This window comes from Accumulibacter sp., assembly GCF_029255125.1.
GTDB lineage: Bacteria > Pseudomonadota > Gammaproteobacteria > Burkholderiales > Rhodocyclaceae > Accumulibacter.
Genome location: NZ_JAPUVR010000116.1, coordinates 13,368 through 28,669, shown reverse-complemented (window position 1 = coordinate 28,669; position 15,302 = coordinate 13,368). Strand labels below are relative to the sequence as shown.

At 60.5% G+C, this 15,302-nt stretch carries 11 protein-coding genes; all 11 read left to right on the top strand.

Annotated elements, in window-relative coordinates:
• Positions 1 to 5 precede the first annotated feature (5 nt).
• The 11 genes from nuoG to Q1L59_RS12055 all read left to right on the top strand — a co-directional run bounded on the left by nuoG (position 6) and on the right by Q1L59_RS12055 (position 15,241).
• A complete protein-coding gene (gene nuoG / locus Q1L59_RS12105) occupies positions 6 to 2,333 on the top strand; it encodes an NADH-quinone oxidoreductase subunit NuoG (RefSeq protein WP_300332539.1) in 2,328 nt (775 codons plus the stop codon).
• Complete coding sequence (gene nuoH / locus Q1L59_RS12100; RefSeq protein ID WP_300332538.1) at positions 2,330 to 3,382, top strand: NADH-quinone oxidoreductase subunit NuoH; 1,053 nt, start codon at positions 2,330 to 2,332, stop codon at positions 3,380 to 3,382. Before nuoG ends, nuoH begins: the two co-directional genes overlap by 4 nt.
• Positions 3,383 to 3,392: 10 nt before the next feature.
• Positions 3,393 to 3,881: an NADH-quinone oxidoreductase subunit NuoI gene (nuoI, locus tag Q1L59_RS12095; protein ID WP_300332536.1), complete on the top strand. Its 489-nt coding sequence runs from the start codon at positions 3,393 to 3,395 to the stop codon at positions 3,879 to 3,881.
• 12 nt (positions 3,882 to 3,893) lie between these two features.
• A complete protein-coding gene (locus tag Q1L59_RS12090) occupies positions 3,894 to 4,499 on the top strand; it encodes an NADH-quinone oxidoreductase subunit J (protein ID WP_300332534.1) in 606 nt (201 codons plus the stop codon).
• Positions 4,500 to 4,577: 78 nt separating this feature from the next.
• A complete protein-coding gene (gene nuoK, locus Q1L59_RS12085; RefSeq protein WP_300332532.1) occupies positions 4,578 to 4,883 on the top strand; it encodes an NADH-quinone oxidoreductase subunit NuoK in 306 nt (101 codons plus the stop codon).
• A gap of 2 nt (positions 4,884 to 4,885) precedes the next feature.
• Entirely contained in the window at positions 4,886 to 6,994 is a 2,109-nt protein-coding gene (gene nuoL / locus Q1L59_RS12080) for an NADH-quinone oxidoreductase subunit L (RefSeq protein WP_300332530.1), read from the top strand.
• A gap of 22 nt (positions 6,995 to 7,016) precedes the next feature.
• Entirely contained in the window at positions 7,017 to 8,501 is a 1,485-nt protein-coding gene (locus Q1L59_RS12075) for an NADH-quinone oxidoreductase subunit M (protein ID WP_300332528.1), read from the top strand.
• A gap of 27 nt (positions 8,502 to 8,528) precedes the next feature.
• Positions 8,529 to 10,013: an NADH-quinone oxidoreductase subunit NuoN gene (nuoN, locus tag Q1L59_RS12070; protein ID WP_300332564.1), complete on the top strand. Its 1,485-nt coding sequence runs from the start codon at positions 8,529 to 8,531 to the stop codon at positions 10,011 to 10,013.
• Positions 10,014 to 10,074: 61 nt separating this feature from the next.
• Positions 10,075 to 10,635, top strand: a complete 561-nt coding sequence (locus Q1L59_RS12065) for an NUDIX hydrolase (RefSeq protein WP_300332526.1) — start codon at positions 10,075 to 10,077, stop codon at positions 10,633 to 10,635.
• A 10-nt stretch (positions 10,636 to 10,645) separates the two neighbouring features.
• On the top strand, positions 10,646 to 14,065 hold the full coding sequence (locus Q1L59_RS12060; RefSeq protein WP_300332524.1) for a response regulator: 3,420 nt from the start codon (positions 10,646 to 10,648) through the stop codon (positions 14,063 to 14,065).
• A gap of 18 nt (positions 14,066 to 14,083) precedes the next feature.
• A complete protein-coding gene (locus tag Q1L59_RS12055; protein ID WP_300332522.1) occupies positions 14,084 to 15,241 on the top strand; it encodes a two-component system response regulator in 1,158 nt (385 codons plus the stop codon).
• The last annotated feature ends 61 nt before the right edge of the window (positions 15,242 to 15,302 follow it).

Sequence of the window (15,302 nt, the reverse complement as noted above, 5' to 3'; positions counted from 1 at the left end):
ACACGATGGACATCGAAATTGACGGCAAGCTGGCGCACGTGCCGGATGGCGGCACGATCATGGATGCCGCGCAACAGGTGGGTGCCTACATCCCGCACTTCTGCTACCACAAGAAGTTGTCGATCGCCGCCAATTGTCGGATGTGCTTGGTCCAGGTCGAAAAGGCCCCGAAGCCGCTGCCGGCTTGCGCCACTCCGGTGACCAACGGCATGAAGGTCTTCACACATTCCGATCTTGCCGTGAAGGCGCAGAAGGGTGTGATGGAGTTTCTCCTGATCAACCACCCGCTCGACTGTCCGATCTGCGACCAAGGTGGCGAGTGTCAGTTGCAGGACCTGGCGGTAGGCTATGGCGGCGGTGCGTCACGCTATCAGGAAAGCAAGCGCGTGGTCATGTACAAGGACGTCGGTCCGCTGATCTCGATGCAGGAGATGACCCGCTGTATCCACTGTACGCGCTGTGTGCGCTTCGGTCAGGAAATCGCCGGCGTCATGGAACTGGGCATGGCGAACCGCAATATGCACTCGGAAATTGTCACCTTTCTGGGTCGCTCGGTCGATTCCGAGTTGTCCGGGAACATGATCGACCTCTGCCCGGTCGGCGCGCTCACCTCCAAGCCTTTCCGTTATTCGGCGCGCAGTTGGGAGCTGGCGCGCCGCCGCTCGATCAGCCCGCACGATAGTCTGGGAACCAACTTGACGCTGCAGATCAAGAACAACGTCGTGATGCGAGCCCTGCCGCGCGAAAACGAGGACGTCAATGAGTGCTGGATCTCCGACAAGGACCGCTTCTCCTACGAAGCGCTGAACTCCCCGGCGCGCCTGGGCAAGCCGCTGATCCGCATCGACGGGGCTCTGCGCGAGGTTGAGTGGAACGTCGCCCTCGACTATGTTGCGCACGCCTTGCGCGACATCGCCAGACAGCACGGCGGCGAATCGATCGCTGCCCTGGGTTCTCCGCACGCGACGCTGGAAGAGCTGTTCCTGCTCCAGAAGCTGACGCGCGGGCTGGGCTCGGGGAATGTCGATTTTCGCCCGCGGCGGCGCGATTTCTCGACCGACGGCAAACGCCTCGGCGTTCCCTGGCTCGGTATGAAGCTGGCCGAAATCTCCCAACTCGACGCGGCGCTCGTCGTCGGCAGCTTCCTGCGCAAGGATCACCCTCTATTCGCGCAACGTCTGCGCCAGTTGGCCAGAAAGTGGGGCAAGGTCAGCTTGGTCTCGGTCAGCGCCGACGATCCATTGCTCCCGCTGCATGCCCGGATGGCCGTTTCCCCGGCGGACCTGCCGGTAGCGCTGGCGGCCGTGGTGAAAGCTGCAGCCGAACAGCAAGGCAAGCCGCTGCCGGCGGGCGTGGAATCGGTGACCACCTGCGCCGCCAGCCAGGCCATTGCCAGAAGTCTGATCGAGGGCGAGAAAAGCGCGATCTTTCTCGGCAATGCCGCCGAGCAGAGTCCGTACGCCGGACAATTGCACGCCCTGGCCAACGCCTTGGCCGAACTGACCGGGGCAAGTTGCGGCTTCATCGGTGAAGCGGCGAACAGCGTTGGTGGCCATCTGGCCCAAGCCGTTCCGACCTCGCTCAACGCGTACGAGATGTTCGCGCGGCCGCGCAAGGCCTATATCCTGCTTGGCGTCGAACCCGAGCTCGATTGCCACGACCCACAGATGGCCACTTCCGCTCTGCGCTCGGCCGACTTTGTCGTTGCTCTCAGCGCCTTCGCTGACGGCGCAGCGTGCGACCATGCCGACGCGCTGCTGCCGATTGCGCCCTTCAGCGAGACCTCAGGTAGCTTTGTCAACACTGAGGGGCGAATCCAGAGTTTCAGCGGGGCGCTACGCCCGTTTGCCGATGCACGCCCGGGCTGGAAGGTCCTGCGAGTCCTCGGCAACCTGCTCGAACTGCCTGGCTTTGCCTACGAAACGAGCGAGCAGGTGCGTGCCGATATCACGCCGCTCGCCGAGGGTTTTGTTGGCGGTCTGGACAACGGCTTGCGCGAGTCTGCGCTGTCCTTGCCTGGCAAAGCGGGCGGTCTGCAGCGCATCGCCGACGTGCCGATCCATTTTGCCGACGCGCTCGTTCGGCGCGCGCCGGCATTGCAGAAGACACGCGACGCGGCAGCGCCGGCGGCTCGTGCGTGCGCTGCTACGCTGGCCAGACTGGGGCTGAGCGAGGGCGCTACGGTACGGGTCAAACAAGCTGGTGGCGAAGCCCTGCTGGCGCTCGTCGCCGATGCTACGGTGCCTCCCGACTGCATCCGTGTGGCTGCTGGCCACGCGTTGACCGCGACGCTGGGCGAGATGTTCGGTGCGATCAACGTGGAGCGAGCATGATGGTGGAAGCGCTGCAGGCAATGTTGCAAGGCTTGTTCGGGCCGGTTTACCCGCTCGTCTGGACGGTGCTCAAGATCGTCCTGATCATTGCGCCGCTCCTGCTCGGCGTCGCCTACCTCACTTTTGTCGAGCGCAAGGTCATCGGCTGGATGCAGGTGCGCATTGGCCCCAACCGTGTCGGTCCCTGGGGCCTGATCCAGCCGATCGCCGACGGCCTCAAGCTGCTCCTCAAAGAGGTGGTGATTCCCACCGGCGCAGACAAGAGCGTTTTCCTTCTGGCGCCGATGTTCGCCTTTGCGCCGGCCCTCGCCGCGTGGGCAGTAATTCCGTTTACCGACCATCTCGTCCTCGCCGACGTCGATGCCAGCCTGCTCTACATCATGTCGGTGACCTCGATTGGCGTGTACGGGATCATCCTTTCCGGCTGGGCGTCGAACTCCAAGTATGCCTTTCTCGGCAGCATGCGCTCGGCGGCGCAAATGATTTCGTACGAGGTCGCGATGGGTTTGGCGCTGGTCGTCGTTCTCATGGTATCGAACAGCCTCAACCTGGGCGACATCGTGCAGGGACAGGGGAAAGGCTATTTCGCCGAAAACGGAATTGGCTTCCTTTCCTGGAACTGGCTGCCGCTACTTCCGATGTTCGTGGTTTATCTGGTTGCCATCGTGGCTGAGACCAACCGGGCGCCTTTCGACTTGGCCGAAGGCGAGTCGGAGATTGTCGGTTTCCACGTCGAGTATTCCGGCATGGCCTTCGCGGTCTTCTTCCTGGCCGAATACGCCAACATGATCCTGGTCTCGACGCTGACCTCGATCCTCTTTCTGGGCGGCTGGCTGTCGCCGGTCGGTTTCCTTCCGGACGGTATTTTCTGGCTGTTCGTCAAGATTTCCGCCGTCCTGTTCATCTTCCTTTGGGTGCGCGCCACTTATCCGCGCTACCGCTACGATCAGATCATGCGCCTGGGCTGGAAGGTCTTCATCCCGCTTTGCCTGATCTGGCTGGTCGTCGTCGGGTGCTGGATGATGTCGCCTTTGAACATTTGGCAGTGAGAGGCCAGTCATGGGTTCGATGAAGGAGATTTTCAACAGCCTGCTGCTCAGGGAGCTGTTCAAGGGCTTGTCGGTTACCGGGCGCTACATGTTCGCGCGCAAGATCACCGTGCAATATCCCGAGGAAAAGACTCCACAGAGCTTTCGCTTTCGCGGCTTGCATGCCTTGCGGCGCTATCCCAATGGTGAAGAGCGCTGCATTGCCTGTAAGCTTTGCGAAGCCGTTTGCCCGGCGATGGCGATTACCATCGAGTCCGATCAGCGCGACGATGGCTCGCGCCGCACGACGCGCTACGACATCGACTTGACCAAGTGCATATTCTGCGGCTTTTGCGAGGAGGCCTGCCCGGTCGACGCAATCGTCGAGACCAGGGTCTACGAGTACCACGGCGAAGTGCGCGGCGACCTCTATTATACAAAGGCGATGCTGTTGGCGAATGGCGATCGGTACGAAACCCAGATTGCCGCCGACCGCGCACTCGATTCAAAGTACCGCTGACGGGGCGCCACGATGGAATTCCGAACCTTCGTTTTCTTCTTTCTGTCGGGCGTGCTGTTGCTGGCTGCGCTGCGCGTCATCACCGCGCGCAATCCAGTACATGCCGCGCTCTATCTCGTCCTCGCCTTTTTCTCGGCGAGCGGTATCTGGATGTTGCTACAGGCCGAGTTTCTCGCCATGGCGCTGATTCTGGTCTATGTCGGTGCGGTGATGGTCCTTTTCCTGTTCGTCGTGATGATGCTCGACATCAATCTGGACCGCTTGCGCGAGGGTTTCTGGAGCTATCTCCCGCTGGGGTCGATCATTGCGCTGCTGATGGTCGCCGAAATGGCACTCGTGCTCGGCGGCCGCCAGCTTGGTCTGCTGGAGAGTAGCGTGCGACAGGCGACCACTGAGGACAGCAACGTGCAGGCGGTCGGACGCCTGCTGTTCACCGATTACGTCTATCCCTTCGAATTGGCATCGGTCATCCTGCTGGTCGGGATCGTCGCCGCCGTCGCCCTGACTCAGCGCGAGAAGCGGAAGAACAAGGCGGTAAGTCCGGGGCAGCAGGTTTTCGTCAAGTGGAAGGATCGCGTGCGCGTGCTCTCGATGCCTGCCGAGAAGCGCGACAACTAGGCGATCGAAGCACAACAGGTATAAGACCGGGCGGCGGTGCTCTGTGCCGCTCGAAGCAAAAGGAATCAGGGAGGCACCTTGCTCACACTGTCCCATTTTCTGATCCTGGGCGCGATTCTTTTCGCGATCAGCATCGTCGGCATTTTTCTCAACCGCAAGAACCTGATCATCATCCTGATGTCGATCGAGTTGATGCTGCTCGCCGTCAATATGAATTTCATCGCTTTTTCGCATTACATGCAGGATCTTGGTGGACAGGTTTTCGTCTTCTTCATCCTGACCGTGGCGGCGGCCGAGTCGGCTATCGGGCTGGCGATTCTCGTGGTGCTGTTCCGCAATCTGAAGACCATCCACGTGGATGATCTGGACAGCCTGAAGGGTTGATCATGGAAATGCAAAAGCTGTACCTGCTTGTCCCGCTGGCACCCTTGCTCGGCGCCATCATTGCCGGCCTGTTCTGCCGGGTGATTCCGCGCTGGTTGGCGCATACGGTAACGATTGCCGGGGTTGCGATTTCCTGTGCCGCGTCTTTCGTCATCTTCAAGGATGTGATGGCCGGCAATACCTACAATGGCCCGGTTTATCGCTGGCTGAGCTCTGGCGAGTATCAGTTCGAAGTCGGTTTCCTGATCGATCAACTGACCGTCACGATGATGCTGGTCGTCACCTTCGTCTCGCTGATGGTGCACATCTACACCATCGGCTACATGCAGGACGATCCGGGCTACAACCGTTTCTTCAGCTATATCTCGCTGTTCACCTTCTCGATGTTGATGCTGGTCATGAGCAACAACTTCATGCAGCTCTTTTTCGGCTGGGAAGCTGTCGGCCTGGTGTCCTACTTGCTGATCGGTTTCTGGTACACGCGACCGAGTGCGATTTTCGCCAATCTGAAAGCTTTCCTGGTCAATCGCGTTGGCGACTTTGGGTTCATTCTCGGCATCGGCCTGGTTCTCACCTACTTCGGTACGCTCGACTATGCGGCCGTCTTCGCCAAGGCGCCTGCCCTGGCCGGCGAAACGATCGCCTTGTTTGGCGCCGAAAAGGGTGGCGTCGCCTTGCTTACGGCGGTTTGCATACTGTTGTTTGTTGGTGCCATGGGCAAGTCGGCTCAGGTACCGCTGCACGTCTGGCTGCCTGATTCGATGGAAGGTCCGACGCCGATTTCTGCCCTGATTCACGCTGCGACGATGGTAACGGCGGGGATCTTCATGGTCGCTCGAATGTCGCCGCTCTTCGAATTGTCCGACACGGCACTCTCCTTCGTCATCGTCATCGGCGCGCTGACCGCCCTGTTCATGGGTTTTCTCGGGATCATCCAGAACGACATCAAGCGCGTCGTGGCTTATTCGACGCTGTCACAACTGGGTTACATGACGGTCGCGCTGGGCGCTTCGGCCTACTCGGTGGCGATTTTCCACCTGATGACGCACGCCTTCTTCAAAGCGCTTCTCTTCCTGGCCGCGGGCTCGGTGATCATCGGCATGCATCACGACCAGGACATCCGGAACATGGGCGGTCTGCGCAAGTATATGCCGATTACCTGGATCACTTCCCTGATCGGATCGCTGGCGTTGATTGGCACGCCCTTCTTTGCCGGCTTCTATTCCAAGGATTCGATCATTGAGGCGGTCGCCCTTTCACATCTCCCGGGCTCAGGCTTTGCCTATTTTGCCGTGATGGCGGGGGTCTTCGTCACCGCCTTCTATTCCTTCCGCATGTACTTTCTCGTCTTTCACGGCGAGGAACGCTTCGGCCGAGCGGCGCACCACGCGCACGGCGCTGGACACGCGACGAGTGCACACGCGGTAGCCCACGACGCCGCACACGCTCACTTGGCGGGCGACGATGGACACGGCGCGCATCATGCCGATCAGGCACACGCCGAAGAACACCACGGCCTGGCTCCCGGCCAGAAACCGCACGAAACGCCTTGGGTGGTGACGCTGCCGCTGATCATGCTGGCGATCCCCTCGGTGATCATTGGCTTTGTCGCGATCGAGCCAATGCTGTTTGGCGACTTCTTCAAGGGCGCCATCGTCGTTGACTCGACCGCGCACCCGGTGATGGTGGAGCTTGCGAGCCACTTCCACGGTGCTTTCGCGATGGCCACGCACGCGGTCACCACACCCGTGTTCTGGCTCGCCTTGCTCGGCGTCGCCAGCGCCTGGTTCATGTACATGAAGCGCCCCGATATCCCGGCGGCCATCAAGGAGCGTAGCGGGTTCATCTACACGCTGCTCGACAACAAGTATTACTTCGACCGTTTCAACGAGGTCGTTTTTGCCGGCGGCGCGCGTCTGCTCGGCAAGGGACTGTGGAAGGGCGGTGACGCTGGTCTGATCGATGGTGTGATCGTCAATGGTGCAACCCGCCTGGTTGCCTGGTTTGCGACCCTGGCTCGCCTTTTCCAAACAGGGCACATCTACCACTACGCATTTACGATGATTATCGGCGTGTTCATTCTGATGACCCTGTGGGTCACGCGCGCCTGAGCTGAGGAAGACTGGGAACGATATGTCAGGCACGCCGCTTCTCTCTCTTGCCATCTGGGTACCGATCCTCGCCGGGCTGGTCGTACTGGCGACGGGCTCTGATCGCAATGCACCATTGGCCCGGATGTTGTCGCTGATCGGTGCACTTGCCGGCCTGCTCGTGACGATTCCCCTCTACACGGGTTTCGACATGAGTACGCCGGCGATGCAGTTCGTCGAGCTGAGTCCCTGGATAAGGGGCTTCAACGCCAACTACCATCTCGGGGTCGATGGCATATCGATGCCCTTCGTGATCCTCAACAGCTTCATCACGGTTACCGTCGTCCTTGCTGGCTGGCAGGTGATCGAGAGCAAGGTTGCGCAGTACAACGCCGGCTTCCTGATCATGTCGGGTCTGCTGAACGGAATATTTTCCGCCCTCGACGGTGTGCTGTTTTACGTCTTCTTTGAAGCCTCGCTCATCCCGCTCTATCTGATCATCGGGATCTGGGGCGGCCCTCGGCGCGTCTACGCAGCGTTCAAGTTCTTCCTGTTCACGCTTTTCGGGTCCCTGCTCTTCCTGATCGCGCTCCTCTATCTGTACATGCAGTCGGGTGGCAGCTTTGCCATCCTCGACTGGCACAAGATGCCCCTTGCGCTCAACGCCCAGACCTGGCTGTTCCTGGCTTTCCTGGTTGCCTTTGCGGTCAAGGTTCCGATGTGGCCGGTACACACCTGGCTACCCGATGCGCACGTCGAAGCCCCGACCGGGGGCTCGATCGTCCTTGCCGCGATCGCCCTGAAGCTCGGTGCGTACGGCTTTCTGCGCTTCTCGTTGCCAATCGCTCCGGACGCTTCGCACGCGATGGCCGGCATGGTCGTCGGGCTGTCGTTGATTGCCATCATCTACATCGGCTTCGTCGCGCTGGTCCAGGACGACATGAAGAAGCTCGTCGCCTATTCTTCGATTGCCCACATGGGTTTCGTCACGCTCGGCTTCTTCATGTTCAGTGCCTTGGCGATCGAAGGCGCTTTGGTCCAGATGATTTCGCACGGCTTCGTTTCCGGGGCCATGTTCTTCTCGATCGGCGTCATGTACGACCGAGCACACTCGCGACAAATCGCGGACTACGGCGGCGTAGTCAATCGCATGCCGAAGTTTGCCGCGTTCTTCATGCTCTTTGCCATGGCTAACGCCGGGTTGCCGGCGACTTCAGGATTCGTCGGCGAGTTCATGGTCATCCTGGCTGCGGTCGGCCACAATTTCTGGATCGCCTTTGCGGCTGCGACGACCATGATCGTTGGGGCTGCTTACACGCTCTGGATGTACAAGCGCGTCGTTTTTGGCGCCGTCAGCAATCATCACGTGGCTGAACTGACCGACATCAACGCGCGCGAGTTCCTGGTCTTCGTGCTGTTTGCCGTCGGCACCCTGGTCATGGGTCTCTATCCGCAGCCCTTCACCGAAATCATGCACAGCTCGGTCAATGAACTGTTGCGTCACGTTGCCTTGAGCAAGATCCAATAACTGGTAGCCGCTATGACTCTTGCCGAACTGCAGTTCCAGATGCCCGATCTGCGCCTAGCCAGCGCAGAGATCTTCGTGCTGTTCATGGCGTGCCTCGTCCTGATCCTTGATCTCTTCGTCAGGGACGGCAAGCGCACCGTGACTTTCCTGGCCACGCAACTGACGCTGATCGGCGCGGCGGTGGTCACTTTGGCCACCGCTTCAAATGACGTCGGCTTTACCTTCAGCAACATGTACATTGCCGACCTGCTCGGCGATGTCCTCAAGCTGCTCCTTTACCTGACGGTGATCATCGTCCTGCTCTATTCGCGTGGCTACGTGCTGGAGCGTGAGCAGATGGCGAAAGGCGAGTACTACGTTCTCGCGCTTTTCGCGACACTCGGGATGATGGTCATGATTTCCGCCAATCATTTCCTCTCGGTCTATATCGGTATCGAGCTGCTGTCGCTCTCGTTGTACGCAATGGTCGCGATGAATCGGGACTCGATCCCCGCTACCGAGGCAGCGATGAAGTATTTCGTCCTTGGTGCGCTTGCTTCCGGGCTGCTGCTGTACGGCATCTCGATGATCTACGGGGCAGTGGGCACGCTCGAAATGAATGCGGTAGCCGAGCGCCTGATGACCATGGGCTATCAGGGAGAACGGACGATTCTGGTTTTTGGTCTGGTCTTCGTGGTTTCCGGAATCGCCTTCAAGCTCGGCGTCGTGCCCTTCCACATGTGGATTCCCGACGTCTACCACGGGGCGCCGACGGCCGTCACGTTGTTTATTGCTACCGCTCCGAAGCTGGCTGCATTCGCCATGGTCATCCGTATGCTGGCTAACGGACTGCTCATGCTGGCTCAGGACTGGCAGACGATGTTGATCCTGCTTTCAGTGCTCTCGATGGCAGTCGGCAATATTGCAGCCATCGCGCAAACCAATCTGAAGCGCATGCTCGCTTACTCGGCGATCTCGCACATGGGCTTCATGCTGCTCGGCATCGTTACGGGAGTGGTCGGCGGCGACGCTCGCTTCGGCCTGAACGCCTACAGCTCTTCGATGTTCTACGTCATCACTTATGTTTTAACCAGCGCTGGCACCTTCGGGGTCATCCTTCTCCTGGCTCGCGGTGGGATGGAGTCGGACGATCTCAACGACTTCAAGGGGCTGAACAAGCGCAGTCCCTGGTTTGCCGCCGTAATGATGATGATGATGTTTTCGATGGCCGGAATCCCGTTTTTCGTTGGCTTCTTTGCCAAGTTCTCGGTGCTGCAGGCGGTCGTTGCCGCCGGCTACCTCTGGTTGGCCATCACCGCCGTCGCATTCTCGCTAATCGGTTGTTTCTACTACCTGCGCGTCGTCAAGATCATGTATTTCGATACGCCGGTGAGCACAGCCCCGATCGAGGCGCCGATCGACATGAAGATACTGCTGTCGGCCAATGGTCTCGCGGTGGCACTGCTCGGCATCTTCCCGGGTCGGCTGATGTCGGTTTGCCACTACACGCTGGCCCGGTCGTTGTGGCTTTGACCGCGCCTACCTTCATCCCGACGCCCCGCCTTGGCGGGGCGTTTTTGTTGTGAGTTCGCCAATGGAAGACGAGTACGAACACTTGCGGGAAAGCCAAATCGACAGCACATCGGTCTTCCGGGGAAGCCTGCTCGACGTTCGCTGCGACCGGGTGCGGCTGCCGAACGGCGGGACTTGCTTACGCGAGTACGTCAAGCATCAGGGTGCGGCGGTCGTCATTGCCCAGCGCGCCGATCAGCGCCTGTTGTTCGTTCGCCAGTACCGCTACCCACTTCAACGACCCTTCCTTGAGCTGCCAGCCGGCAAGATCGATCCCGGCGAAACGCCTGCCGACACTGCCAGGCGAGAACTGCGTGAGGAGACCGGCTATGTCGCCGAGCAATGGCGGCACTTGGGCGTGATGCATCCCTGTGTTGGCTATTCCGATGAGCGTATCGAGATCTTTCTCGCCAGCAATGTGCAGCGCTGCTCACCACGCGAACTCGACGACAACGAGTTCATCGATGTGTTCACCTTGTCCCTGGCGGAGGCGCTGGAGGCAGCACGCGAAGGTCGGATTACCGACGCCAAGACTTTGAGTGGCCTGTTCTGGGCCGAGAAGGTGCTCGACTCCGGTTGGTGAGGCAGCCGCCTTGAGCACAAGCCTGGGTTGCCTGCTCGTGCTGGTCACGGTGGCCGGCATCGTCCTCGCTACGATCTGGCGGAGACGACGGCGGGAAGGCGGGCGCAGCGAGCAGACGAACGTCATACCATCCGATGGCCGCATGCTTCACTCGGATCGAGTCGCCTCGCAGACCGCCGAGGATGTGCCGAACGGAGCCGCGCTGGCGCGCCTGAAGGAAGCGATGGCGGCCGAACGCTGGATCAGGTCAAACATTGCCCTGGTCTCCGGACTGCTCCGCGATGCGGGCACGTTCACCGAACTCGCCGAGAAACTGCTGGCAGGCTTGGCGCCGCTGTTGGGGGCGGAACGCGGCGCATTCTTCATCGTTACCGAAGATCGCGCAACGCTGAAGATGATCGCCACTCTTGGCACGGGAAGTTGCACCAACGCCCTGATCAGGGTCGGTGAAGGAACCATCGGCGAGTGCGCGGCGCGCGGGACGCGGCTGTTCCCGAGTGACTTGTCGGACGCCATGCCGCGCGAAGCTCCAACCGTCGGCAAGGAAAGGGCGAGTGAAGTGGCGCGAAAAGCGTTGCTCGCACCGGTGATGCGATCCGACCGCCCGCTGGCGGTAATCGAACTGACGACCTTGCGCTCCTTCGACGACCAGCAACTCGCTCTGCTCGACGGCCTGCTGCCAATCGTTGCCTTGAGTCTCGAAATCATCGAGCGCAGCACGCGCGCCAGCCGCTTGCTCGAAGCAACCCAGCAGCAGGCAGCGCAACTCGAAAAGCAGGCGGCCGAACTTGCCGTGCTTGAGGAACACAGTCGCTTGATTCTCGGGGCAGTCAATGAAGGAATATTGGGCATTGATCTGGACGGCTGGATGATGTTTGCCAATCGGGCGGTGACCGCGCTGCTTGGTTATACGACCGAGGAGCTTGCTCGGCGGCCGGTACATGAGTTGATTCACTACGCCTATCCTGATGGAAGCGAGCTTCCCTACGAACTCTGCGCCATGCGCTTGACCTCATGCGACGGGCAGTCACGTAAGGTCGACTGTGAAGTCCTATGGCGGCGCGATGGCAGACCACTCATCGTCGAATACGCGACCACCCCTTTTTACAAGGCCGAGAAGCTGATCGGCACGGTAGTCGTCTTTCGCGATATCAGCGAGAGGCGCGCGGCAGAAGACCTGGTTCGCCGAGTTCACGCGGAACAGACCGAGCTGGTCGAAGAAACGACGCGGATGAAGAGTGCCTTTCTCGCCAACATGAGCCACGAGATACGTACGCCGATGAACGCGATCATCGGCATGGCGCACCTCCTCTCGAAGACGGAACTGACTCCTCGGCAGCGCGACTACGCGCGAAAGATTCAGGATTCTGGCCAGCACTTGCTAGGCATCGTCAACGACATTCTTGACTTTTCAAAAGTCGAAGCTGGCAAGCTGTCGATTGAGGAAACCGAGTTCGCGCTCGAAGAAGTGCTTGATAACGTGGCCAACCTGATTGCCGAAAAGAGCAGTGCCAAGGATCTGGAACTGGTGATTGATGTTGATCCGGCGGTTCCTTCAGTTGTGGTCGGCGACCCCTTGCGTCTAGGCCAGGTGCTGATCAACTACGCCAACAATGCCGTCAAGTTCACTCAAGAAGGTGAGGTGGCGATTCGCGTCAGTGTGCAGGAGTCGAACGAGAAAACGCTCCTGCTGCATTTCGCCGTTCAGGACACCGGCATAGGTCTCAGCAGCGGCCAGTTGGCGGGGCTGTTCGAGAGCTTTTCGCAAGGCGATGTGTCGACGACGAGACGCTTCGGCGGAACAGGCTTGGGCCTCGCGATTTCAAAGAAACTGGTCGAGCTGATGGGCGGCGAGGTCGGTGTCAGGAGCGAATACGGCAAGGGCTCGGTCTTCTGGTTTACCGCTCGCCTGGGGCGGGCGGCCGACGGTGCCCGCCCGCTCCTTCCCAGCCCGGACCTGCGCGGCAGGAAGGTGTTGGTGGTCGATGACAATCGAACCGCTCGCAGCGTAATGCGTGAGCTCCTGAAAACGATGACGTTCGTCGTCAACGATGTGGCGAGTGGTTCGGCGGCCGTCGAGCAGGTCGCGCGGGCTGCGCGCAATGACCCGTATGAGATTGTTTTTCTTGATTGGCGGATGCCGGAAATGAGCGGACTGGAGACCGCCCAACAGCTTCAGCTGCTATCACTGCCGGTTCCTCCGCATATCGTCATCGTTACTGCCGACAGTTCCGAGACGGTGCTCGAGCAGGCAACGACGGTGGGTGTTCGCGATGTCCTCCTCAAGCCGGTCAATGCATCGCTCCTCTTCGATACGGCCATGCGCCTGATTGGTGGCGAGCGTACAGATCTGTCGCCGCAAAGTGTCGTCCCGCGTCCCGTGGACGAGCGCCTATCGGCGATCCAGGGTGCGCAGATCCTGCTGGTTGAGGACAATGACCTGAACCAGCAGGTTGCGATCGAATTGTTGACTGGCGCAGGCCTGGTCGTAGATCTGGCGGTTGATGGGCAGATGGCGGTGGAGAAGGCGCGCAGCCGGCCGTACGACATCGTCTTGATGGACATGCATCTGCCGATCCTGGATGGTGTCGCGGCGACGCGCGCGATCACTTCGCTGTCCATGTGTCGCGAATTGCCGATCGTGGCCATGACCGCCAACGCTTTGGTCAGCGACCGCGAAGCGTGTATGGCGGCTGGCATGGTCGATTTCGTCGCCAAGCCGATCGAACCGGATGAGCTTTGGCGCGTGCTGATCAAGTGGGTTGCACCGCGGCAATCGGTAGCACCGGCGGTCGCCACGCCTGAGCCAGCGGATGCGGACGGCGACCTCGTACTGGCGACGATTGGCGGCCTCGACACGGCGCTCGGGCTGCGCCGTGTCTTGGGCAAGAAGCACGTGTATCTCTCGCTGCTGCGCAAGTTCGTCGACGGGCAGCGGATGGTGCCGAGCGAAATTTCAGCGGCGTTGGATGCCGCCGATTGGTCGACCGCCGAGCGTCTGGCGCACAGCCTGAAGGGCGTGGCCGGAAGCATCGGTGCGTGCGACCTGCAGGCCGAAGCGGGCAAGCTTGAGGAGGCGATTGCCGCGACACAGTCGCGTTCGCAGGTTGATGCGCGGCTCGATTCTGCGGCTAGAATACTCGCCGCGTTGGTCGCCGAATTGCTGGCGAAGCTGCCACCACGGCCGGCGGAAGAGGGAACTGTGCCGGTCGACCCGGTCCAATTCGGGGTGGTCTGCCGGCGGCTGGCAGCCCTGTTGGCGGAAAGCGACGCTGAGGCCGGTGATCTCCTGGCGAGTCAGGCCAGCGTCTTGCGCAACGCGTTTGGTGGAAGCTATCGGGCGCTCGAGGGTGCAGTCAATCGTTTCGATTACGACGCCGCACTGCGGGCACTGCGCGAGGCGGCTGCGGCAGCCGGACTCGTCGTTTGACGGAATTGGCGGAGACGCATGGAGATTCTCGACTTCAACGAAAAGGCAACGGTTCTCGTCGTCGACGACACGCCCGACAACCTGGCCCTGATGTCAGCCTTGTTGAAAGAGACGTACAAGGTGAAGGTGGCCAACCGGGGTGACCGCGGGCTCCAGATTGCCGCCTCCGCAGCGCCGCCCGATCTCATTCTGCTTGACGTGATGATGCCCGATATCGACGGCTACGAGGTTTGTCGGCGACTGAAGGCGAATCCCGGAACGGCCGACATTCCGGTAATTTTTCTTACCGCCCGGACGGAACTGGAGGATGAACAGAAGGGCTTGGCGCTAGGCGCGGTCGATTACATTACCAAGCCGATCAGTCCTCCCATTCTGCTCGCGCGCGTTGCCACGCAGCTCTCGCTGAAGAGCAGCGCTGATTTTCTGCGCAGCAAGAATGACTTCTTGCGTGCGGAGGTCGAGCGCCGGACGCGCGACCTCGAGGCCGTTCAGGATGTCACGATCCTTGCCCTGGCGTCGCTGGCCGAAACCCGCGATGCCGAGACCGGTAAACACATTCTGCGCACTCAGCGCTATGTCAAGGTGCTTGCCGAGAGCCTGCGCGCGCACCCGCGTTTCGCCGATTTTCTCACCGAGCAGAACATCAAGGTGCTCTTCAAGTCGGCGCCGCTGCACGACATCGGCAAGGTGGGAATACCCGACCGCATTCTGCTCAAACCCGGGCGCTTCGAACCTGCCGAGTTCGAAATCATGAAGAGTCACACCCTGCTCGGGCGCGACGCTATTCAACTGGCCGAAGACTGGCTGGGGACGCCGGTCGAGTTTCTCACCATCGCGAAGGAAATCGCGCTTTACCATCAGGAAAAGTGGGACGGCAGTGGCTACCCGGAAGCACTGTCAGGCGATCGCATACCGGTATCCGCGCGCCTGATGGCCATCGCCGATGTGTACGACGCGCTGATCAGTCGTCGGGTCTACAAGGAGCGAATGTCGCACGAGCAGGCGGTACAGATCATCGTCAAGGGCCGTGCCACGCACTTCGATCCGGATATGGTCGATGCGTTCGTCCGGATTCAGGAGGACTTCCGGCGCATTGCCGAGCGCTTTCCGGATTCCGCCGACGACTTGCAGAAAAAGATCGAGTTCCTCGCGCAGGCCGTTGCGGTCGACGCCTAGGTTCCGACAACCAGGCGCTGCGCGGCCAAGCGCCAGGTAACCGTACCTTGCCTACCTGGGC